Source organism: Devosia sp., assembly GCF_036676215.1.
Classification (GTDB): domain Bacteria; phylum Pseudomonadota; class Alphaproteobacteria; order Rhizobiales; family Devosiaceae; genus Devosia.
Window position 1 is genome coordinate 35,193 of the sequence record NZ_JAKFDJ010000036.1, and the last position, 20,529, is coordinate 55,721.

General features: G+C 61.8%; 23 protein-coding genes and 3 tRNA genes. 18 read left to right on the forward strand and 8 right to left on the reverse strand.

Annotation, left to right across the window (positions count from 1 at the left end):
* Nucleotides 1–52 precede the first annotated feature (52 nt).
* The 5 genes from xylF (at nucleotide 53) to V6M52_RS02585 (ending at nucleotide 5,259) form a co-directional block, all read left to right on the forward strand.
* Nucleotides 53–1,096, forward strand: coding sequence for a D-xylose ABC transporter substrate-binding protein (gene xylF, locus V6M52_RS02565; RefSeq protein WP_332687468.1), 1,044 nt, complete (start codon nucleotides 53–55; stop codon nucleotides 1,094–1,096).
* A 132-nt stretch (nucleotides 1,097–1,228) separates the two neighbouring features.
* The gene (locus tag V6M52_RS02570; RefSeq protein ID WP_332687474.1) at nucleotides 1,229–2,530 is read left to right on the forward strand and encodes a sugar ABC transporter permease; all 1,302 of its coding nucleotides are present in this window, start codon (nucleotides 1,229–1,231) and stop codon (nucleotides 2,528–2,530) included.
* Between the two features lie 11 nt (nucleotides 2,531–2,541).
* Complete coding sequence (locus V6M52_RS02575; RefSeq protein ID WP_332687467.1) at nucleotides 2,542–3,324, forward strand: ATP-binding cassette domain-containing protein; 783 nt, start codon at nucleotides 2,542–2,544, stop codon at nucleotides 3,322–3,324.
* Between the two features lie 100 nt (nucleotides 3,325–3,424).
* On the forward strand, nucleotides 3,425–4,063 hold the full coding sequence (locus V6M52_RS02580) for a DUF1345 domain-containing protein (RefSeq protein ID WP_332699130.1): 639 nt from the start codon (nucleotides 3,425–3,427) through the stop codon (nucleotides 4,061–4,063).
* 68 nt (nucleotides 4,064–4,131) lie between these two features.
* A complete protein-coding gene (locus V6M52_RS02585; RefSeq protein WP_332699133.1) occupies nucleotides 4,132–5,259 on the forward strand; it encodes an S-(hydroxymethyl)glutathione dehydrogenase/class III alcohol dehydrogenase in 1,128 nt (375 codons plus the stop codon).
* A gap of 150 nt (nucleotides 5,260–5,409) precedes the next feature.
* Here the strand turns inward: V6M52_RS02585 and V6M52_RS02590 are convergent, their stop codons facing one another.
* A complete protein-coding gene (locus V6M52_RS02590) occupies nucleotides 5,410–5,763 on the reverse strand; it encodes a cupin domain-containing protein (protein ID WP_332699180.1) in 354 nt (117 codons plus the stop codon).
* Between the two features lie 53 nt (nucleotides 5,764–5,816).
* On the opposite strand from V6M52_RS02590, the gene V6M52_RS02595 reads away from it, so the two are divergent.
* Nucleotides 5,817–6,368: an AAA family ATPase gene (locus tag V6M52_RS02595; RefSeq protein WP_332699136.1), complete on the forward strand. Its 552-nt coding sequence runs from the start codon at nucleotides 5,817–5,819 to the stop codon at nucleotides 6,366–6,368.
* Nucleotides 6,361–6,825, forward strand: coding sequence for a YaiI/YqxD family protein (locus V6M52_RS02600; RefSeq protein ID WP_332687608.1), 465 nt, complete (start codon nucleotides 6,361–6,363; stop codon nucleotides 6,823–6,825). The genes V6M52_RS02595 and V6M52_RS02600 overlap by 8 nt, the downstream gene beginning before the upstream one ends.
* A 9-nt stretch (nucleotides 6,826–6,834) precedes the next feature.
* On the opposite strand, the gene V6M52_RS02605 is transcribed toward V6M52_RS02600, so the two are convergent.
* The 4 genes from V6M52_RS02605 to V6M52_RS02620 form a co-directional block, all read right to left on the reverse strand.
* Nucleotides 6,835–7,332 carry a hypothetical protein gene (locus V6M52_RS02605; RefSeq protein WP_332699138.1) on the reverse strand — a complete coding sequence of 166 codons (498 nt, stop codon included), beginning with the start codon at nucleotides 7,330–7,332 and terminating at the stop codon, nucleotides 6,835–6,837.
* A gap of 273 nt (nucleotides 7,333–7,605) precedes the next feature.
* Complete coding sequence (locus tag V6M52_RS02610) at nucleotides 7,606–8,049, reverse strand: hypothetical protein (RefSeq protein WP_332699141.1); 444 nt, start codon at nucleotides 8,047–8,049, stop codon at nucleotides 7,606–7,608.
* Complete coding sequence (gene rlmB / locus V6M52_RS02615; RefSeq protein ID WP_332688588.1) at nucleotides 8,049–8,801, reverse strand: 23S rRNA (guanosine(2251)-2'-O)-methyltransferase RlmB; 753 nt, start codon at nucleotides 8,799–8,801, stop codon at nucleotides 8,049–8,051. Before rlmB ends, V6M52_RS02610 begins: the two co-directional genes overlap by 1 nt.
* Nucleotides 8,802–9,273: 472 nt before the next feature.
* A tRNA-Tyr gene (locus V6M52_RS02620) sits at nucleotides 9,274–9,358 on the reverse strand.
* Between the two features lie 288 nt (nucleotides 9,359–9,646).
* Here V6M52_RS02620 and V6M52_RS02625 point away from each other — a divergent pair.
* Nucleotides 9,647–9,720 (forward strand) — tRNA-Gly (locus V6M52_RS02625).
* Nucleotides 9,721–9,745: 25 nt separating this feature from the next.
* Here the strand turns inward: V6M52_RS02625 and V6M52_RS02630 are convergent.
* Entirely contained in the window at nucleotides 9,746–10,333 is a 588-nt protein-coding gene (locus V6M52_RS02630; RefSeq protein ID WP_332699144.1) for a HupE/UreJ family protein, read from the reverse strand.
* Nucleotides 10,334–10,503: 170 nt separating this feature from the next.
* Between V6M52_RS02630 and V6M52_RS02635 the strand changes: the two genes are divergently transcribed.
* Both V6M52_RS02635 and V6M52_RS02640 read left to right on the forward strand, forming a co-directional pair.
* On the forward strand, nucleotides 10,504–10,911 hold the full coding sequence (locus V6M52_RS02635) for an MAPEG family protein (protein ID WP_332699147.1): 408 nt from the start codon (nucleotides 10,504–10,506) through the stop codon (nucleotides 10,909–10,911).
* A gap of 56 nt (nucleotides 10,912–10,967) precedes the next feature.
* Nucleotides 10,968–11,043, forward strand: a tRNA-Trp gene (locus tag V6M52_RS02640).
* 71 nt (nucleotides 11,044–11,114) lie between these two features.
* Here the strand turns inward: V6M52_RS02640 and V6M52_RS02645 are convergent.
* A complete protein-coding gene (locus V6M52_RS02645; protein ID WP_332699149.1) occupies nucleotides 11,115–11,243 on the reverse strand; it encodes a hypothetical protein in 129 nt (42 codons plus the stop codon).
* Nucleotides 11,244–11,260: 17 nt separating this feature from the next.
* Nucleotides 11,261–11,668 carry a hypothetical protein gene (locus tag V6M52_RS02650; RefSeq protein ID WP_332699152.1) on the reverse strand — a complete coding sequence of 136 codons (408 nt, stop codon included), beginning with the start codon at nucleotides 11,666–11,668 and terminating at the stop codon, nucleotides 11,261–11,263.
* 312 nt (nucleotides 11,669–11,980) lie between these two features.
* On the opposite strand from V6M52_RS02650, the gene V6M52_RS02655 reads away from it, so the two are divergent.
* The 8 genes from V6M52_RS02655 to rpoB all read left to right on the forward strand — a co-directional run.
* The gene (locus tag V6M52_RS02655; RefSeq protein ID WP_332699155.1) at nucleotides 11,981–12,682 is read left to right on the forward strand and encodes an NlpC/P60 family protein; all 702 of its coding nucleotides are present in this window, start codon (nucleotides 11,981–11,983) and stop codon (nucleotides 12,680–12,682) included.
* A 144-nt stretch (nucleotides 12,683–12,826) separates the two neighbouring features.
* Nucleotides 12,827–13,021 carry a preprotein translocase subunit SecE gene (secE, locus tag V6M52_RS02660; protein WP_332699158.1) on the forward strand — a complete coding sequence of 65 codons (195 nt, stop codon included), beginning with the start codon at nucleotides 12,827–12,829 and terminating at the stop codon, nucleotides 13,019–13,021.
* A 41-nt stretch (nucleotides 13,022–13,062) separates the two neighbouring features.
* Entirely contained in the window at nucleotides 13,063–13,593 is a 531-nt protein-coding gene (gene nusG / locus V6M52_RS02665) for a transcription termination/antitermination protein NusG (RefSeq protein ID WP_056232599.1), read from the forward strand.
* A gap of 193 nt (nucleotides 13,594–13,786) precedes the next feature.
* Nucleotides 13,787–14,215 (forward strand): 50S ribosomal protein L11, encoded by a 429-nt coding sequence (gene rplK, locus V6M52_RS02670; protein WP_291361663.1) that lies wholly within the window; start codon nucleotides 13,787–13,789, stop codon nucleotides 14,213–14,215.
* A 3-nt stretch (nucleotides 14,216–14,218) separates the two neighbouring features.
* Nucleotides 14,219–14,905: a 50S ribosomal protein L1 gene (gene rplA / locus V6M52_RS02675; protein WP_332699168.1), complete on the forward strand. Its 687-nt coding sequence runs from the start codon at nucleotides 14,219–14,221 to the stop codon at nucleotides 14,903–14,905.
* 314 nt (nucleotides 14,906–15,219) lie between these two features.
* Nucleotides 15,220–15,741 carry a 50S ribosomal protein L10 gene (gene rplJ, locus V6M52_RS02680; protein WP_332699171.1) on the forward strand — a complete coding sequence of 174 codons (522 nt, stop codon included), beginning with the start codon at nucleotides 15,220–15,222 and terminating at the stop codon, nucleotides 15,739–15,741.
* A gap of 67 nt (nucleotides 15,742–15,808) precedes the next feature.
* A complete protein-coding gene (rplL, locus tag V6M52_RS02685; protein WP_332699174.1) occupies nucleotides 15,809–16,183 on the forward strand; it encodes a 50S ribosomal protein L7/L12 in 375 nt (124 codons plus the stop codon).
* A 369-nt stretch (nucleotides 16,184–16,552) separates the two neighbouring features.
* Nucleotides 16,553–20,529, forward strand: a 3,977-nt coding sequence (rpoB, locus tag V6M52_RS02690; RefSeq protein WP_332699177.1) for a DNA-directed RNA polymerase subunit beta, incomplete at its 3' end; no start/stop codon positions are given.

A 20,529-nucleotide genomic window follows, 5' to 3' on the forward strand; every position in this document is an offset into this window, starting at 1 on the left:
CACCACCGGCACATATGTGGGCAGGAGGACTGGCCCACACGGGAGGACAGACATGAACAAGTTTCTAGCGGTCTTGCTTTGCACGACTGTCATCACCGGCACGGCCGGCGTTACCTATGCGCAGGACGGTGTCGTCGTCGGCGTCTCCTGGAACAACTTCCAGGAAGAGCGTTGGAAGACCGACGAAGCGGCCATGAAGGCCGTGCTCGATGCCGCCGGCGCGACCTATATCTCGGCTGACGCGCAGTCGTCGGCCTCCAAGCAGCTCACGGACATCGAAAGCCTGATTTCTCAGGGCGCCGATGCCATCATCGTGCTGGCCCAGGATAGCGAAGCTGTCGGCCCAGCCGTTGCCGCTGCCGTTGCCGAAGGCATTCCGGTGGTTGGTTATGACCGCCTGATCGAGAACCCGGACGCCTTCTATCTCACCTTCGACAACAAGGAAGTGGGTCGTCTGCAGGCTGCCGGCGTTGCCGCTGTGGTTTCCGAAGGCAACTTCGTCTTCATCAAGGGCAACAGTGCCGATCCCAACGCTGACTTCCTGTTCGAAGGCCAGATGGAAGTGCTGCAGGCCGGTATCGACTCCGGCGCCATCAAGAATGTCGGCGAAGCCTATACCGACAACTGGAACCCCGAAGTCGCCCAAGCGAACATGGAACAGTTCCTGACCGCCAATAACAACGAAGTCGACGCCGTTGTCGCTTCGAATGACGGTACTGCAGGCGGTGCCATCGCCGCCCTCGCTGCCCAGGGTCTGGCTGGCTCCGTGCCGGTCTCGGGTCAGGACGGCGACCATGCCGCCCTCAACCGCATCGCGCTCGGCACCCAGACCGTTTCGGTCTGGAAGGACGCTCGCGAGCTCGGCAAGAAGGCCGCTGAAGTGGCCCTCGAACTGGCTGGCGGCACCGCTCTAGACGCCGTCACCGGCGTTGTGCCTTTCGCTGGTGGCCCGAAGGGCGTCGCGATGAACGCGTTCTTCATCGCCCCCGTTGCCGTGACCAAGGACAACCTCAACGTCGTCATCGACGCTGGTTGGGTGGCCAAGGATGTGGTCTGCGCCGGCGTTGCCGCCGGTTCGGTTGCTGCGTGTAACTAGGGCGCAGACATAATAGTCTGGCATTGAGACAGTGCCGCGGCGTTCGCGCTGCGGCACTGTCGTGACGGGACCGCGCTGCCGGGCAGGCAGCGCAGCCCAGCGGGGAGACAGAACGTGGCAGAACAGCAAGCCATTCCGACCAACATCCATCCCAGCAGGTTCGTACAGAATCCGCTGCAACGTTTCCTGGTCGCCACCGAGCTCGATACCCGCCTGCTGGGGATGATCGGCGCACTGGCCATCATCTGGATCGGCTTCAACATCTTTTCGGGCGGCCTGTTCCTGACTCCCCGCAACCTGTGGAACCTTTCGGTACAGACGGCCTCGGTGGCCGTCATGGTCACCGGCATGGTGCTGGTCATCGTGACCCGCAATATCGACCTGTCGGTCGGCTCCATTCTGGGGCTGGTCGGCATGGTGATGGGCGTGATGCAGACCGACATCCTGCCCAACCAGCTTGGCCTGGGCCTGGGCCATCCGCTGATCTGGGCACTGTCGCTGGCGGCCGGGCTTATCGTCGGCGTCGGTATCGGGGGCCTGCAGGGCACCATCATCGCCTATTTGCGCGTGCCGGCCTTCATCGTCACGCTGGGCGGCTACCTGGTCTGGCGTGGCGCCGCCTGGTGGGTCACCATGGGCCGCACCGTGGCGCCGATGGATCCCACCTTCCAGCTCATGGGCGGTGGGCCGTCCGGCTCGGTTGGCGCACTCTGGAGCTGGATCGTCGCGGTCGTGGCCTGCGCGGCCATTCTTATCGGGCTTTATTGGGGCCGCCGGCAGCGTCGCCGGTTCAGCTTTCCGCTGCGCCCCCTGTGGGCCGAAGCCACGCTGGGAGCCATCGGCTGCGCGCTGGCCATTGGCGCGGTGTGGGTGGCCAACGCCTATCCCTGGCCGCGCCGTATCGCCGAGAACTACGCTGCAGCCAACAACCTGACGGTTCCGGAGACGGGCCTCTTCATCTCGCACGGCATCGCCGTTCCGGTGCTGATCGCGCTGGGTGTCGGCGTGGTCATGACCTTCATCGCGACCCGCACGCGCTTCGGTCGCTATGTGTTCGCCATGGGCGGCAATCCCGAAGCGGCCGAGCTGGCCGGCATCAATACTCGCTGGGTCACCGTCAAGATATTCATGCTGATGGGTGCGCTATGTGCCATTGCCGCGGCCATTTCGACGGCACGCCTCAACGCCGCAACCAACGCCCTGGGCACGTTGGACGAGCTCTATGTCATCGCCGCGGCGGTGATCGGGGGAACCTCGCTGGCCGGCGGCGTCGGTAGTATCGCGGGGGCGCTGCTGGGTGCGGTGGTTATGCAGTCGCTGCAATCGGGCATGGTGCTGATGGGCCTTGATAGCCCGCTGCAATCCATTGTCGTCGGTGCGGTCCTTGTCTTCGCGGTGTGGCTCGACACGCTCTACCGCCGCAATAAAAACTAGGAGTCCTTGTCATGCTGGACACCAGAACGCCTCTCGTCGAAATGAATGACATTTCGATTTCCTTCGGCGGCATTCGTGCCGTGGACCACGCTTCGATCGACCTGTTTCCCGGGGAGGTCGTCGGCCTGCTCGGGCACAATGGTGCCGGTAAGTCGACGCTGATCAAGATCCTGTCGGGCGCCTACAAGCGCGATACCGGCTCGATCCGCATCGATGGCGAGGACGCCACGATCAACAATCCGCGCGATGCCAAGGGCTATGGCATCGAGACGATTTACCAGCAGCTTGCCGTGGCCGACAATGTCGACGCCGCAGCCAATCTGTTCCTGGGCCGCGAGATCACCACGCCCATCGGCACGCTCGATGATGCGGCGATGGAGTCCAAGGCGCGCGAAGTGATGGGGCGTCTCAACCCCAATTTCCGGCGCTTCAAGGAGCCGGTGAAGGCGCTCTCGGGCGGCCAGCGCCAGTCGGTGGCCATTGCCCGCGCCATCCTGTTCAATGCCCGCATCCTGATCATGGACGAGCCCACGGCGGCGCTGGGCCCGCAGGAAACGGCCCAGGTGGGCGACCTCATCAAGCAGCTCAAGTCAGACGGTATCGGCATCTTCCTGATCAGCCACGACATTCATGACGTATTCGATCTCGCCGACCGCGTTGTGGTGATGAAAAACGGCCAGGTGGTCGGCAGCGCCCGCACCAGCGATGTTTCCAAGGACGAAGTGCTGGGCATGATCATCCTCGGCAAGGTGCCGCCCGGCGCCACGCCGGGTCCGGGAGCCATTGCCGGCTGACTGCGTTGTGACGCTGCAACAGCAGCGTCACCCCGTGGTCTCCATGCCAGCAACAAGGCAACGCCCAGCCTCCACGCGCCGGTCACCCCTGGATCGGGTCATGCCCCGTCATGCGCCGTTTTACTTCGGCCTCGCTGCCGGCATCATCGCCTTCGTCATCTCGCTCGTTCTGGTGCCCAAGTTTGCGGTCTCCATCGGCGCCAATGCCCTCTTCGTGGTCTATCTGGCGCTGGCCGCAATCAAGCTGCCGCGGCTGAGCGCAGACTATCTCCATGCCCATGCGCATGACGAAGATACGCCCGCAGGCGGTATCTTCCTTGTGGTGCTCATTGTGGTGCTCGCCTCGGTGGTATCGCTGTTTCTCGCCCTCAACGGCGAGCAGCCCGATGCTGCTGAAGTGGTGCTGAGCCTTGCCTCGGTGCTGTTCGGCTGGTTCACCGTTCAGGCCGTGGGGGCGTTCCACTACGCCTATGAATATTATCAGGCGCGCGAGGCGAGTGGCGGCGGCAAGCGACAGGTCGTGGGCGGGCTGGACTTTCCGGGCGAGGAAGAGCCCGACGGCACAGCATTCATGTACTTTTCCTACACGGTCGGCACGTCGGTCGCGACCTCTGACACCAAGCTGACCTCAAACGCCATGCGGCGCAGGGTGACGGTGCATCTGGTGTTCTCGCACCTCTACAACACCATCATCCTGGCGGCGGCGGTGAACGTGATGATGAGCTTGGGCGGCGGCTAGCGCCGGGTTGCCGCTGGGCGGGCCGCGTGCCACACCTTGGCAAAAGACAGGCCAAGGAGAATCCCGTCATGAAGACCCGTGCCGCCGTCGCCTTCCAGGCCGGCAAGCCGCTTGAAATCGTTGAGGTCGATCTCGACGGTCCCAAGGCCGGTGAGGTGATGATCGAGATCAAGGCCACCGGCATTTGCCACACCGACGATTTCACCCTGTCGGGCGCCGATCCTGAGGGGCTGTTCCCGGCCATTCTGGGCCATGAGGGCGCGGGCGTCGTGGTCGATGTCGGTCCGGGCGTCACCAGCCTCAAGAAGGGTGACCACGTCATTCCGCTCTATACGCCCGAATGCCGGGAATGCTATTCCTGCCGCTCCGGCAAGACCAATCTCTGCACCGCCATCCGCGCGACGCAGGGGCAGGGGCTGATGCCCGACGGCACCTCGCGCTTCTCCTTCGAAGGCAGGCCGATCCACCACTATATGGGTTGCTCCACCTTCTCGAATTTCACCGTGCTGCCCGAGATCGCGGTGGCCAAGATCGACGCGTCGGCGGCCTTCGACAAGGTCTGCTATGTCGGCTGCGGCGTCACCACCGGCATCGGCGCTGTCATCAACACAGCCAAGGTCGAGATCGGCGCCACCGCCGTCGTCTTCGGTCTCGGCGGCATCGGCCTGAACGTCATCCAGGGCCTGCGCCTGGCCGGCGCCGACATGATCATCGGCGTCGATCTCAACAACGACAAGAAGGCCTGGGGCGAACGCTTCGGCATGACGCACTTTGTCAATCCGAAGGAGATCGAGGGCGATATCGTCCCCTATCTGGTCAACCTCACCAAGCGCCGCGGCGACCTGATCGGCGGCGCCGACTACACATTCGACTGCACCGGTAACACCACGGTTATGCGTCAGGCGCTGGAATGCAGCCATCGCGGCTGGGGCAAGTCGGTGGTCATCGGCGTGGCCGGCGCGGGCAAGGAAATCTCCACCCGCCCGTTCCAGCTCGTCACCGGCCGCACCTGGATGGGCACCGCCTTTGGCGGCGCCAAGGGGCGAACCGACGTGCCAAAAATCGTCGACTGGTATCTCGACGGCAAGATCGAAATCGACCCGATGATCACCCACACGCTGCGGCTCGAAGACATCAACAAGGGCTTCGAGATGATGCATTCGGGCGAAAGCATCCGCGGCGTGGTGGTTTACTAGGCCCTTCACCTCTCCCTTTGGGGGAGAGGTCGGCCGAAGGCCGGGTGAGGGGGCCTTCCCCTCGCACCGCACCCGGTAAAGGCCCTCTCACCCGACCCAAGAGGGTCGACCTCTCCCCCAAAGGGAGAGGTGAAGACGTTCGCCTCCAGGCTACTCCAGCCACACCGTCTCGAACTTGCCTGCGTCGTGGATATCGATCTGCTCCAGCAGACCGGGCCCCAGATTTTCAAACTTGTGCGGCACATTGGCGGGGCAGACGATAATTTGCCCTGCTGACGCATCCATCGTTTCATCGCCAACGGTGAACCGCGCCCGACCGTTGCGGATGATGAAGGTTTCGGGATAGGGATGCCTGTGCAGGCGCGGCCCGTCCCCGACCTTTTCGGTGTGGACGAAGATCAGGCTGATGCCCGCGCCATGGGCGCCACCTTCCAATTCTCCCCGCCAGCTGCTGAAACCCGCCATGGCATCGGCCCATGACGCCTTGTCGGTCACCGTTCCCATCATTCCATCTCCATGCCGCACACGCGGCCACTCGCATATGAGGACGACGAGTCATGTCCAATCATTTCGACAATCTGTTCATCGTTACCGGCGCCCCGGGCGCCGGCAAGACGACCTTGCTGGATGCCGCCGCGGCCCAGGGAGTCCGGGTGGGTCGAGAGGCGGCCCGGGGCGTTATTCAGGCGCAGACAAGCATTGACGGGCCGGCCCTGCAATGGCGCGACAGCGCCCGCTTTGCTGAATTGATGCTGGATCGGGATATCCAGACGCATGCGGCACTGCTGTCCGGCTCAGGGCCGGCCCTGTGCGACCGGGGCATCCCCGATCTCGTCGCCTTTGGCCGCATTATGGGGCTGGCCGAAACCGACCATTTCGAGCGCGCGGCCAGGCTCTACCGCTACAACCGGATCGTGTTTTTCGCGCCGCCCTGGCGCGAGATATTCGCCACCGATGCCGAACGGATCGAGGGCTGGGAGCATGCCCAGCGCATTTATGCGCCGATGCGTGACGCCTACGTGGAGATGGGCTATCGCATAGTCGAACTGCCCAAGGCGCCGGTCGCCGAGCGGCTGGCCCTTGTTCAGGACGTGATTGCTCATGGCTGACCCAACCATTTTCGTCGACGCCGATGCCTGCCCGGTCAAGGACGAGGCCATGCGCGTGGCCGAGCGCCTGGGGCTGGTCGTCACTTTTGTCAGCAATGGCGGCATCCGCCCATCGCGCGATCCGATGGTGCGGGTCGTGGTTGTTGCCGCCGGCGCCGATGCGGCGGACGACTGGATCGTTGAGCATGCCATCGCCAATGACATCGTGCTGACCGCCGATATCCCGTTGGCCAGCCGGGCTATCGACAAGGGTTGCCATGTGCTGGGCTTTACCGGCAAGCCCTTCACGCCCGCCTCGATCGGCATGGCCTTGGCCATGCGCGATCTCAACCAGCACCTGCGCGAAACGGGTGAAAGCAAGGGCTACAATGCCAGCTTCCGCCCGGCCGATCGCTCGGCGTTTCTCAGTGCGCTGGATACGCTGGGGCGGAAGGCGAAGTCCCTCGCGAAGCCTTAGGAACCAGCTTCAGCAGCCGGGTGTCGACCGAACGGCCTGCTGAATATCGCTCAGCCGATCGGCGCGCCGGAATGGACTCCAATAGCGTGCCATACCTCGCCACCCGGCGTCTTTTGATCCGCCTGAGATGACGCCGTCCCTTTCGACCCACTGGCTGGCGATGCGCACGCCGCAGCGCAGGTTGGTCGCCGGATCATGCAATTCCTGCGCATTTCCGATACGGCAGGCATAACCGTTGGCGCTTCCAATTGAGATCTGCAGTAGGCCGCGACTGATAATCGGGTCCCCATTGCTTTCGAGCATGTCCGGGTCGAACGTGGTTTCGTCGAGCAGTTCGCCGGGCTTGTAGTTGCTCTCAAATTTGGTGAGGGCGATGAAGATGCTCTGCCAGACTGTAGCGCGCTGCGCCGACACCATGGCCGGGTAGTTCGGGCAATAGGAAGCTATGTCGGACGGAACTGCCCGGGTGAGATTTGCGCCAAGATCGGCTATGGCCTGGCCCAGCATGGTGTCCCAACCATTGGTCCGATAGGCCCTGAGGCCGGTAGCGAAGAAAGCGGGCGCCGAGGCAGGTACCGCCGCGATAGCAGTGGGCGCCGCAGTTGGGCTTGTCGTCCGCGCTAGCGTAGGGTTCTGTGGCGTTTGTGTCGTACAGCTTGCAAGAAATACCGTTACGAATACTAGGAGATACCGTTTCATTTAGTCGCCTCCCTTCCGTTTTGGATGGGCGATCTAATCAGTAACTCAGATGACCGACAAGGTTCGTCTTGTGCGTATCTTTCAGGTCTCTTCGTCTTCCTCGACATCGGTCAGATAGACCGAGATCTCGATGTCGATCCCAAACCCGCCGATCATCGCCGCCACATGGGCGGGCAGGCGGGCTGACATGGCTTCGCCATGCTCGGGATAGTCGAAGGCGATATCCAGCACGGCCATACCGATGCGGCGGTCGTCGAGCATGGCAGCAATGGCCGGCCCCGAGCGTTCTGCCAGCTCCAGCAGCGCCCGCACCGGATTGGTTACGGGGATATCGACCTGCGCGTAGAAGCTGTCCGGGGCGTCCTCCGGCTCGAAGCGGCTGGTCAGCTGCTTGAGCGCGCCGTCGAGCGCCAGCTGCTGCCGGGCTGCGCTCGACAGCCGGCCGGCCGTTGGATCTCGTTCAGGTTGCCCCAGCGCGACGCCGGACAGTCGCAGCGCAATGGCAAAGGGCGAGAACTGGCTCATCAGACCCGTCCAGCGGTGGCCGCAAAGAGCGCTATGGCAGCGGCGTTGGAAACATTGAGCGACTTGATCGGCCCCGGCATGTCGAGCTTGACCATCTCGTCGCAAAGCTCGCGGGTGCGCTGGCGCAGGCCCTTGCCCTCGGCGCCCATGACAATGGCCATTGGCTGATCGTCGGTCCGGGGCTTGAGCTGATGTTCTGATTCAGAATCAAAACCCAGCACCAACATGCCGCGGGCCTTGAGCTTTTCCAGCGCATCGCCAAGGTTGCGGACCTCGATCATCGGCACCAGATCGAGCGCGCCGGAGGCCGATTTGGCCATGACGCCGGTTTCGCGTGGCGAATGGCGGGCCGTGGTGATCACGGCATCGGCGCCAAAGGCGCAGGCGGTGCGCAGGATGGCGCCGACATTGTGTGGGTCAGTAATGTGGTCGAGCACCACCACGAGCTTGAGCGGATGGATATCATCCAGCCCGAAGCGGCTCACGGGATCGACTTCCAGCGCCGCGCCCTGGTGCACGGCATCGTCGCCCAGCAGCTTGTCGAGCTCCTTGGGCGTGGTCTCCTTGACGGCGACCTTGCCGATCTCGCCGGTCTCCTTGAGGCGCATCAGCGCATTGGGCGTGGCCAGCAGCACCTTCTTGATGCGGTTCTTGTTGTCCAGCGCGGCGCGCACCGTGTGCAGGCCATAGAGATAGACCGGACCGGTATCGGGATCGTAGCGGGGCTTGGGCGGAAATTTGTTGAAGCTCATGGAGCCAGCCGTAGCGAATTTGCGCGGGGGCAGCAAGCTTCTGACTGCGGGGGCGTGGTGGCCGACCGGACTTTAGTCCCGAGCATAGACCGACCTCCGTCCGTCGACGGCAGCGTCCGTCTCGCCGAAACTGAACCTGTCTCAAGGATTGGAGTTGGTGGCCATGCGGATTCAATCGGGCGTCGTGCCTTTGCCGCGATTTTCAAAGCCCCCCAGGCGCATCCTGAAGGGCTTGGTCATTGTGGGCCTGGCCATACTGTCCTGGGCCCTTTTTATCGGCCTCGGTATGTTGATATTTGCCATCGTCACCTGACCGCGCATGGCAAGTCGGCGCGTCGGGCGAACGCCCGCCGGACCGTTGTGGCAAGCGGGGTGTGAGCCGTGGCCTCAGCGCGAGAGCCGAAACTGTCCAACATTTGGATTTTGGGAAAGCCCGGAAACGCTGGCCTTTGGGCCTGTGCGATAGCGGCGATGGTGGAGGGGACTGGATTCGAACCAGTGTACGCTAAGCGGTCAGATTTACAGTCTGATGGATTTAACCACTCTCCCACCCCTCCACTACAACGTCGCTTGGGTAGGAAACGAAGCGCCGGGGCGTCTCGTCCGGGCGGTTTATGGTGGTCTGTGACAGGAGTGTCAACACCCCTTCCACAATGGCTCCCAAAAAACCGGCGGAGCGGCATGACTTGCGCGAATCTGGGCCGGTACCCCGGTCGCCGGTTTTGGGGCCCGGGCCTATTTGCTTTGCCGGCACACTTGCAGAAAGGGGAGCAGGAGAGCCGCTGGAAGGGGTTGCCAGCCGGCGGCGTGACGGGCTATTGCCTTGCGTGTCGGTCAACGACCGGGCGGGTATAGCTCAGTGGTAGAGCAGCAGCCTTCCAAGCTGAATATGCGGGTTCGATTCCCGCTACCCGCTCCAAAACCTCCACACACCTGGTTCGATTCTAGAGCCAACCAGCGAGCAGTCCAGCGCCGCCCAGGGCAAACAGGCCACCGGCGATCTGCGCCGCGAACTTGCCATAGCGGCCGATGCCTTTGGCAATGCCTGTCGTCGCCGCAAGGCCGGAGAGATGGAGCAGGGCGGTCGCGGCCACGAAGCCGGCGGCATAGGTGAGGCCGCTGCTGTTGGCTGGCATCTCGGCGCCATGGGCATGACCATGGAAAACCGCGAAAACCCCGACCATTCCCATGGCCAGTGCTACCGGCATTGGCCGGCCCATGGCCGCTGCGGCACCGATGACGACGCTGGACAGCGCGATGCCCAGTTCAACAAATGGCATGTCGACCTGCGCCAGCCCCAGAGCGAAGCCGACGACCATCATCCCGACAAAGCTCAGCGGCACCAGCCACAGTGCCCGCCCGCCCAGCACATAGGCAAATACGCCGACCGCGACCATGGCCAGCACGTGATCGAGGCCGCCGATGGGGTGCTCAAAGCCGTGGAAAAATCCGGCGGCATGGCCGGCCCCGGTATGGGCGAAGGCCAGGGTGGGGGAGAGGGCCAGAATGGCCAGGGCCAGCAAAAAACGCATCGTCATCCTTCCGGGAGCAATCGTCCCTGAGTGATCCAGTCGGCGCCCGCCGAAGCTTCCACAATCTCGCCCGTCATTTATTGGCTGTCGGGCCTCATGTTGTAAATGGTGATCGTTCCGGAGCTCCCATGCGTTAGGGAGGGAGGCCCTCGTTCGTATCGAAGAGGGAAATGCTGAGGTTTGTCGTGCTCACCATTATCTTTCTCGTGCTGTTTCTGCTCCTGGTGCAGGTCTCGCTACCGGGCCGTTTTCTGACCGAGCAGGTCGGTGTCGACATGCAGATCGGGCCGCGTGACGATTTGCCGGAGCCCAGCCGGGAACTGGCGCGCGCACGCCGCGCCCTGGGCAACCTGCAGGAAACGCTGCCGGTCTTCCTGACCCTGGCCATGCTTTCGATCGTTCTGGACGAACAGGGCTGGCTCTCAATGGCGGGGGCAGGGCTCTATTTCGTGGCGCGTGTGGCTCACGCCTATTGCTACATGAAGGGGCTGTCGCCGTGGCGCTCCGTCAGCTTTCTGAGTGCGCTCCTGGGGATGCTGCTGATGGTGATTCCCCTGGTGCCCCATATCTGGCGCTAGGGTGCGAAGGGGTCTTGCGAAACGCGGCCTTTGCCACTAAACACACCCTCGCCTGAAGGGGTTTAGCTCAGTTGGTAGAGCATCGGTCTCCAAAACCGAGGGTCGTGGGTTCGAGTCCCCCAGCCCCTGCCAGGCACAATCAATTGAAATCGCTGCTGTTTCTGTCGCCGGTTCGACGGACCAAAAACTCGGCCAGACGCGATTCAGCGCATGGTTGGTCGCATCCATTCCAATGGCATGGCGGTGATGACGGTCAGGTCGATGCGGTTGGCGGTGACGGGACGCTGCTGGCGCGGAAATTCGTGGTTAGAGCGTAGGGGGGCCCAGCCCATAGGCCGGGCCCGGCCGGTTATTGGTCGGACTTCTTCACCTGGCCCGGGGCAAAGTCCTTGGCGTCGCCATCCTGTTGACCCGGAGCGGCATCACGGGCGGGACCTTCCTGATGTCCAGGCGCAAAGTCACGGGCGCTGTTGCCGCCATCGTCGATTTCGCTCTCGATTGCGGCGGTCAGATCTGCGGTCGAGACGATGGCCACGCAGGATTCGCCTAGCGTACCGACATCGAGGCCGCAGACTTCCGCGGCGACATCCGCCGGCAGATCGATGCTGGTGGGAAGCTCATCGAGTTCGATGCCCAGTTCTGCAGCCAGGTCCGCAGAGATGCCGGACAGGTCAACGCTAACCGTGTCGGTCTGTGCGAAAGCCGCCGTGGACAGGGTCATGGCAGCGGCGAAGGTTAATGCTGAAAGCAAGCGCATGTCGTTTCTCCATTCAGTTAAGCCCTGGTCTGTAATGACGAGCAGACCATTGAGTTCCGGTAACATATTGTAAAATAACATGAAAAACAGCTGAACGTCGGTGTCAGCAAGTCGTCAGGACCGGCGAGATGCGCAGCCAACATGGTCGTGTTCGGGCCCTGAGACCAACCGCGGCCCGTGGCATGGCCGCTTGACCCGGGCCTGGCGCGATAGCCGTCCCGCCTCTCCCATCAGTATTTCCCCGCCTTACCGGGCGCTGCCCGCGGCTGCATAAATTTCCCACCGAGACTGCGTCCATGGGGGAATGGCCAGATGCAAACTCTGCAGATCCAGAAAGCCTTGAAGCAGAAGGGGTTCGATCCCGGCCCGCTTGATGGCGTGCGTGGCGCCTCTACCGTTGCCGCCATCATGGCCTATCAGCGCGCCAACGGCTTGGTGGTAGATGGGCTGGTGGGGCCGATGACATCCGCCAAGCTCTTCGGTGGTGCGCTGCCGGCGGGGCAATCGTCCCTGCCGAGGCAGACGGTGCCCTGGATGATCGGGGCCGAGGCGTTGCTGGGGGTCAAGGAGGATACGTCGGACGCCGACAATCCGCTGATCATGGGCTGGGCCAAGGCTTTGAAGATCAGCTATGCCAATGATGAAACGCCCTGGTGCGGCCTGTTCGTCGCGCATTGTATCGGCACGCAGCTGCCGACCGAACCGCGTCCCAACAATCCGCTGGGCGCCAGGGCCTGGCTCAACTTCGGCAAGGCGTCTTCAGCGCAATTTGGTGCGGTGATCGTCTTCTGGCGCGGCTCGCCGGGCGGTTGGCAAGGTCATGTCGGCTTCTATGTCGGTGAAGACGACAAGGCCTATCACATCCTGGGCGGCAACCAGAGCAATCGCGTCAGCAGCGCCCGCATGCCCAAAGGCCGGTTTCTCGGCGCTCGCTGGCCCTCGCAGGTGCCCGATCCCAAGGCTGGGCCGCGTTGGCTGGATGCAAGTGGCGCTATGTCCGACACCCAAGCCTAGCAGCCTTGTGCATGTGAACGCCGCATTCTCGCTTCACGCTGTTGCATTTGTTCGGGAGTTTCTCTAGATAGCGACATTCCAGCCGTGCGGGATTCCTGCGCGGCCTTTGGTTTTGCACCAAAACACCAAAGAGTAGATTCGCTGATGGCCCGTACGAACCCGATCCAGTTCCTGCAGCAAGTCCGGCAGGAAACCGCCAAGGTCACCTGGCCGGGCCGCAATGAGATCCTGATCTCGACGATCATGGTCCTCGTGCTGGTCGCGCTGGCGAGCCTGTTCTTCCTTCTGGCCGACCAGGTCATTTCGTTTCTGGTCGGACTGATGCTTTCGATCCGCTGAGCGGGTCCCGAACACTATTATACTAGGAGCGGCGACGCTTAATGGCCAAGCGCTGGTACATCGTTCAGGCTTACAGCAATTTCGAGCGCAAGGTGGCGGAGGATATCCGCCAGAAGGTTGCGCAGAAGAAGCTCGAGCATCTGTTTGAGGACGTGATCGTGCCGACCGAAAAGGTCGTCGAGATCCGTCGCGGCCGCAAGGTGGACGCTGAACGCAAGTTCTTCCCGGGCTATGTGCTGGTGAAGATGGACATGACCGACGAGGCGTTCCATCTGATCAAGAACACGCCCAAGGTCACCGGTTTCCTCGGTTCGGACAACAAGCCGATGCCGATCTCGGAAAAGGAAGCCCAGGCTATCCTGCAGCAGGTGCAGGAAGGCGTGGAGCATCCCAAGCCTTCCGTCTCGTTCGAAGTGGGCGAGAATGTGCGCGTGTCGGACGGTCCCTTCGCCAGCTTCAACGGCGTGGTGGAAGAGGTCGACGAAGAGCGCGCCCGCCTCAAGGTGGAAGTATCGATCTTCGGTCGCCCCACTCCGGTGGAGCTCGAATACGGTCAGGTCGAAAAGGTCTGACCCCGTCGTTGCGTAAGCACGACCACTACAAACTGGCGTAAGCCAGCAAGTTTCCGGCAGGTCGCCGGAAAACTGCCAGCATGCTGGCAGCAAATCTGTGGGAGAGGGCGGTTGCTGCCAAGCATCCGGTCAAACTTCGGACCACAGCGTCAAACGGTCCGCGTGACAGCGGGCGAACTTAGATAGGACGATTATGGCAAAGAAAATCGTTGGCTACGTAAAGCTGCAGGTGCCCGCGGGCTCCGCGACGCCGTCCCCGCCGATCGGGCCGGCTCTCGGTCAGCGCGGCCTGAACATCATGGAATTCTGCAAGGCGTTCAATGCCGCCACGCAGGAACTGGAAAAGGGTTCGCCCATTCCGGTCGTGATCACCGCCTATGCCGACAAGAGCTTCACTTTCGAGATGAAGCAGCCGCCGGTCACCTACTTCATCAAGAAGGCCGTCAACCTCAAGTCGGGCAGCAAGCTGCCGGGCAAGGAATCGGCTGGCACGATCACCACGGCTCAGCTCCGTGATATCGCCGCCAAGAAGATGAAGGATCTCAACGCCGACAATATCGACGCTGCTGTGTCGATGATCGCCGGCTCTGCCCGTTCCATGGGCATTCAGGTCGAGGGCTGATAGATGGCTGGCAAGAAGACTGTTAAGGCCCGCGAGGGCATCGACCGCAACAAGCTCTACAAGCTCGACGAAGCCATCAAGATGGTGAAGTCGCGTGCGTCTGCGAAGTTCGATGAAACCATCGAAATCGCGATCAATCTCGGCGTCGATCCGCGCCACGCCGACCAGATGGTCCGTGGTGTGGTGACCCTGCCCAACGGCACCGGCAAGACCGTGCGCGTGGCTGTGTTCGCCAAGGATGCCAAGGCTGACGAGGCCCGCAAGGCTGGTGCCGACATCGTTGGCGCCGAAGACCTGATGGAAGCTATCCAGGGCGGCAAGATCGATTTCGATCGCTGCATTGCCACTCCGGACATGATGCCGCTGGTGGGTCGTCTGGGCAAGATCCTGGGTCCGCGCAACCTGATGCCGAACCCCAAGGTCGGTACGGTTACTCCCGATGTCGCCGGCGCCGTCAAGGCAGCCAAGGGCGGCGCCGTGGAATACCGCGTCGAAAAGGCCGGTATCCTGCATGCTGGTGTTGGCAAGGTTTCCTTCTCGGAAGAAGCCCTGCTGCAGAACATCAAGGCGTTCACCGACGCCGTGCAGAAGTCCAAGCCTGCCGGCGCCAAGGGCACCTACGTTAAGAAGGTTGCCGTGTCCTCGACCATGGGCCCTGGCGTTCACGTCGAGCCTGCTTCGGCAATGTAATTCAAATTCCGGGCGGCTTCGGTCGCCCGGTCTTGTTCCTCGCAAGAGGGACATAAGTCCTGTCCGAGACTGCCGGTGCCAACCGATTTGGGTTGGCTTAATGTCGCAAGATGCCAGCATAGATGGGGTGAAGACCAAAGTTTTCCTGTCCGCAAGGGCAGGGTGATTGCGGTTCGAACCAGGCCAGTTGCCCCTTGCGGGCAGCACGGTTGACAGGCGTTTAACCGTTGCTCCTCTCCTCCTTTTGGAGGTCGGAGGGCAGCAATTGGCAATGGCCCGACTGACTTTCGTCGGGCCTAATGTGGAGACTAGCAGTGGAAAGAGCGGAAAAGCGTGAGCTTGTCGCATCGCTCCAGGCAGCCCTTACGGGCGCTGGGTCGATCGTCCTCGCGCAAAATGCCGGTCTGACCGTGGCCAATCTGGAAGCCCTTCGCCGTGAGGTGAAGGCTGCCGGTGGTCACGTGAAGGTCGCGAAGAACCGTCTTGCCAAGCTTGCTCTTAAAGAAACCGACAATGCGGACATGTCGGCCCTGTTTACCGGGCCGATCGTCATCGCTTATGCGGCTGACCCCATGACTGCGCCGAAGATTGCGGCAAAGTTTGCTGACAAGAACGCGAAATACGTCGTTCTTGGTGGCGCCATGGGCAAGACCGCGCTTGACGCGAATAACGTCAAGGCGCTGGCGACCATGCCTTCGCTCAACGAGCTGCGTGCAACGCTGGCCGGGATGCTCAAGCAGCCCGCTACGCGTATCGCGTCGGTCATCGTGGCGCCGGCGGGTGGCATCGCTCGTGTGTTGGCCGCTCATGCGGAAAAGAGCAACGAAGCAGCGTAACCCCATCGGTCCTTTCACAGGACCAATTCTGGTTTGAACTGAACACCTAAAAAGAGAGATTTATCAAATGGCTGATCTCGCCAAGATTGTAGACGACCTGTCTGCCCTGACCGTTCTGGAAGCTTCCGAACTGTCGAAGATGCTGGAAGAAAAGTGGGGCGTTTCCGCCGCCGCTCCGGTTGCTGTTGCCGCTGCTGGCGGCGGCGCCGCTGCTCCGGCTGCTGAAGAAAAGACCGAATTTGACGTGATCCTCGCCTCCTTCGGCGAAAACAAGATCAACGTCATCAAGGAAGTCCGCGCCATCACCGGCCTGGGTCTCGGCGAAGCCAAGGCTCTGGTTGAGGCCGCTCCCAAGGCTGTCAAGGAAGGTGTCAACAAGGCCGAGGCCGAAGACATCAAGAAGAAGCTGGAAGACGCCGGCGCCAAGGTCGAATTCAAGTAATTTCGATCCCTGCCTTGAAATTTGCGAAATGGCGCGCTATGTGCCATTTCGCTACTTCGTCTCTACGAGATGATTCGCCGGACCGATTGGATGGGTCCAGGCGCCAATTTGCGGAAATAATGACGATCTGGATGTCTCAGGCTTGCTGACGCCTCATTGACCTCGGGTGCCCTTTGGGTGCCGTGGGGCTTTTTGCGTTGCTGCCATTCGCCGATATCCGCCTCCCTGCGACAGGCATGGGGAAGCGGCGAGACATGCGGAAGCCTGAAGAGAACTGACTACCGGGCATATATCCCGAGACCCGACGGCTGATAGTCGGATCTTTGGATATCTGCCTCCGAGACAAATCGCAAAGAAACAGGAGCTTTCATGGCTACCACGTTCAACGGCCGCCGCAAGGTTCGCAAGTCCTTCGGTTCCATTCGCGAAGTCACGGAGATGCCAAACCTGATCGAGGTCCAGAAGGCCTCCTATGATCAGTTCCTCCTCGTTGACGAGCCCAAAGGTGGCCGTCCCGATGAGGGGCTTCAGTCCGTGTTTCGTTCGGTGTTCCCGATCACCGACTTTTCGAACACTGCATCTCTCGAATTTGTGAAGTACGAATTCGAGCAGCCCAAATACGACATCGATGAGTGCCGTGCGCGCGACATCACGTTCGCTGCCCCGCTCAAGGTGACGCTGCGGCTGATCGTGTTCGAAGTGGACGAAGAAACCGGCGCCCGTTCGGTCAAGGACATCAAGGAGCAGGACGTCTATATGGGCGACATGCCCTTCATGACGTCGAACGGCACCTTCATCGTCAACGGCACCGAGCGCGTCATCGTCTCCCAGATGCACCGTTCGCCTGGCGTGTTCTTCGATCACGACAAGGGCAAGACCCATTCGTCGGGCAAGCTGCTGTTTGCCGGCCGTATCATTCCCTATCGTGGCTCCTGGCTCGATATCGAGTTCGACGCCAAGGATGTGGTGTTTGCGCGTATCGATCGCCGCCGCAAGATTCCGGTGACCAGCCTGCTCAAGGCGCTGGGTATGGATACCGAAGAGATCCTGCGCACCTATTACAATACGCTGACCTTCGAAAAGACGGCGACCGGCTGGCAGAAGCCATACGACGCCGAGAAGATGAAGAATGCCAAGCCGTCCCATGACCTGATCGACGCCAAGACCGGCGACGTGGTGCACGAGGCCGGCAAGAAGCTGTCGGCTCGTCAGGCCAAGAAGCTGAGCGAAAATGGCCTGACGCACCTGCTGGCGGTCAATGAAGACCTCTATGGCATGTATGTGGCCGAGGACCTGATCAACATGAAGACCGGCGAGGTCTACATGGAGGCAGGCGACGAGTTCGACGAAAAGACCCTGACCAAGATGATGGATCTGGGCTTTGACGAGCTGCCGATCCTCGATATCGACCACATCACCATCGGTGCCTATATCCGCAACACGCTGGCCGTGGACAAGAACGAGTCGCGTGAAGACGCGCTTTTCGACATCTACCGCGTCATGCGCCCGGGTGAGCCCCCGACCGTCGACACCGCCGAGGCCATGTTCCAGTCGCTGTTCTTCGACAGCGAACGCTATGACCTGTCTGCCGTCGGCCGCGTCAAGATGAACATGCGCCTCGAACTCGATGCGCCCGACACCATGCGCACGCTGCGCAAGGAAGACATCGTCGAAGTCGTCCGCACCCTGGTCGACCTGCGCGATGGCCGTGGCGAAATCGACGACATCGACAATCTCGGCAACCGCCGCGTTCGCTCCGTCGGCGAGCTCATGGAAAACTCCTATCGCCTTGGCCTGCTCCGCATGGAACGCGCCATCAAGGAGCGCATGAGCTCGGTCGAAATCGACACGGTGATGCCGCAGGACCTGATCAACGCCAAGCCGGCTGCGGCCGCGGTGCGTGAATTCTTCGGCTCCTCGCAGTTGTCGCAGTTCATGGATCAGACCAATCCGCTCTCGGAAATCACCCACAAGCGTCGCCTGTCGGCGCTTGGGCCTGGTGGTCTCACCCGTGAGCGTGCGGGCTTTGAAGTCCGTGACGTGCATCCGACCCATTATGGCCGTATCTGCCCGATCGAGACGCCGGAAGGCCCGAATATCGGTCTGATCAACTCGCTGTCGACCTTCGCCCGCGTCAACAAGTACGGTTTCATCGAGACCCCGTACCGCAAGATCGTGGACGGCGTGCTGACCGAGGACGTGGTCTATCTCTCCGCCATGGAAGAGGCCAAGCACTACGTCGCCCAGGCCAACGTGCAGTTCAACAAGGACGGCACGCTGCAGGACGACCTGGTCGTGGCGCGCCATGCCGGCGACAACGGCCTGACGCCCAAGGAAAACGTCGACCTTATGGACGTTTCCCCCAAGCAGATGGTGTCGGTTGCTGCTTCGCTGATCCCGTTCCTCGAGAACGACGACGCCAACCGTGCTCTGATGGGCTCGAACATGCAGCGTCAGGCTGTGCCGCTGCTGCGCGCCGAGGCCCCCTTCGTGGGTACCGGCATGGAAGCGATCGTGGCCCGTGACTCCGGCGCTGCCATCGTGGCCAAGCGCAAGGGCATTGTCGACCAGGTGGACGCCACCCGTATCGTCGTGCGCGCAACGGAAGAAACCGATGCGTCGCGTTCGGGCGTGGACATCTACAACCTGATGAAGTTCCAGCGGTCGAACCAGTCGACCTGCATCAACCAGCGTCCGCTGGTTGTGGTTGGCGATCACGTCAACCAGGGCGACATCATTGCCGATGGTCCGTCGACCGAACTGGGCGATCTGGCTCTCGGCCGCAACGTGCTCGTCGCGTTCATGCCCTGGAATGGCTACAACTTCGAAGACTCCATCCTGCTCAGCGAGAAGATCGCCATGCAGGACGTCTTCACCTCGATCCATATCGAGGAATATGAAGTGATGGCCCGCGACACCAAGCTTGGTCCTGAGGAAATCACCCGCGACATTCCGAACGTTTCGGAAGAAGCGCTGAAGAACCTCGACGAAGCCGGTATCGTCCATATCGGTGCCGAAGTGGCGCCGGGCGACATCCTCGTCGGCAAGATCACCCCCAAGGGTGAATCGCCGATGACGCCGGAAGAAAAGCTTCTCCGCGCCATCTTCGGCGAGAAGGCATCTGACGTCCGTGACACCTCCCTGCGCGTGCCGCCGGGCGATGCTGGTACTGTCGTTGAAGTGCGCGTGTTCAATCGCCACGGCATCGACAAGGACGAGCGCGCCATGGCTATCGAGCGCGAGGAAATCGAGCGTCTCGCCAAGGACCGTGACGACGAACAGTCGATCCTCGACCGTAACGTCTATGCGCGTCTCAAGGAGATGCTGTTCGGCAAGTCGGCTACGGCTGGCCCCAAGGGCTATGTCGTGGGCACCAAGCTCAACGACCAGATGTTCGAGGCCCAGCCCCGTTCGAAGTGGTGGCAGTTCGCGGTCGATGACGACAAGGTCATGACCGAGATGGAAGCCCTGCACGCTCAGTACGAGGAAAGCCGCCGTCTGCTCGAGCAGCGCTTCATCGACAAGGTGGACAAGCTGCAGCGCGGCGACGAACTTCCGCCGGGCGTGATGAAGATGGTCAAGGTCTTCATCGCGACCAAGCGCAAGATCCAGCCGGGCGACAAGATGGCCGGCCGTCACGGTAACAAGGGTGTGGTTTCCCGCATCGTTCCCGTGGAAGACATGCCGTATCTGGAAGACGGTACGTCGGTCGACATCGTGCTGAACCCGCTCGGCGTGCCTTCGCGCATGAATGTGGGCCAGATTCTCGAAACGCATCTGGGCTGGGCTTGCGCCGGCATGGGCAAGAAGATCGACGAGATGGTCCGCATCTACCAGCAGAAGGGTGATCTCAAGCCGCTCCGCAAGGAAGTGGGCGAGCTCTTTGCCGGTGACGAGTCGATTACCGATCTGGATGATGACGGTCTTGTCCGCCTCGGCGAACACCTCTCCAAGGGCGTGTCTATCGCGACCCCGGTGTTCGACGGTGCCAAGGAAGCCGATATCGTCGAGATGCTGGAACGCGCGGGTCTGAAGGGTTCTGGCCAGTCGACCGTCTATGACGGCCGTTCGGGCGAGCAGTTCGATCGTCAGGTGACGGTTGGGTATATCTATATGCTCAAGCTCGACCACCTGGTGGACAACAAGATCCACGCCCGTTCGATCGGCCCGTACTCGCTGGTCACCCAGCAGCCGCTGGGCGGCAAGGCCCAGTTCGGCGGTCAGCGCTTCGGCGAGATGGAAGTGTGGGCTCTGGAAGCCTATGGCGCGGCTTATACGCTCCAGGAAATGCTCACCATCAAGTCGGACGACGTTGCCGGTCGTACCAAGGTCTACGAAGCCATCGT